The sequence below is a fragment of the Rahnella perminowiae genome (assembly GCF_019049755.1).
Lineage (GTDB): Bacteria > Pseudomonadota > Gammaproteobacteria > Enterobacterales > Enterobacteriaceae > Rahnella > Rahnella perminowiae.
Map to the genome: position 1 here is coordinate 1 of NZ_JAFMOS010000058.1, position 520 is coordinate 520.

General features: G+C 33.7%; 1 protein-coding gene. It reads left to right on the forward strand.

The features are described from left to right. Nucleotides 1-19 precede the first annotated feature (19 nt). Nucleotides 20-520, forward strand: a 501-nt coding sequence (locus tag J1785_RS00285) for a hypothetical protein (protein ID WP_217218521.1), incomplete at its 3' end; no start/stop codon positions are given.

The following is a 520-nucleotide window of genomic DNA, read 5'->3' on the forward strand; positions in this document are numbered from 1 at the left end:
CTCTAATCAAGCAGTTGGAATGTTAAACGTTATTAAGTCTTTATCAAAAATTGAAGATCTCGATTCTGAAACTGCTTTGAATTTTTTGCTTGAACATAGTGTTAAATATGGAGCATCTAACTTCCTGTCGTATAAGTTAGCTTATCTAAGAAGTGCTAGGGATTTATCATCTAAACAGCATGCAATTGTTTCCAAAATAGAAAATGAAATGAGTCATCGTGAAGGCGCCGGCTTCCATTTTAGTGCCCTTGAAAATGTAAATCCTAAGATGTCTTTATTTATGGTGGCGCAACGAAGAGTTAGTGGGTTAATAGGGAAAGTTGAAGGTGAATTTAGAAAAGCAATTTCCCTTAGTAATTTGATTCCAACTCCTATCAACCTAGATGATGTTTCAGGATATTTGCTTAGAGCAACTCAGTCTTGTTTGCTTGACACAATTCATTCACTAATAACTATATTTAATCTTGACGAAAGTTTTGATGAGGTAAAACGTGAATTTATACAAAGACTTTATAATGAG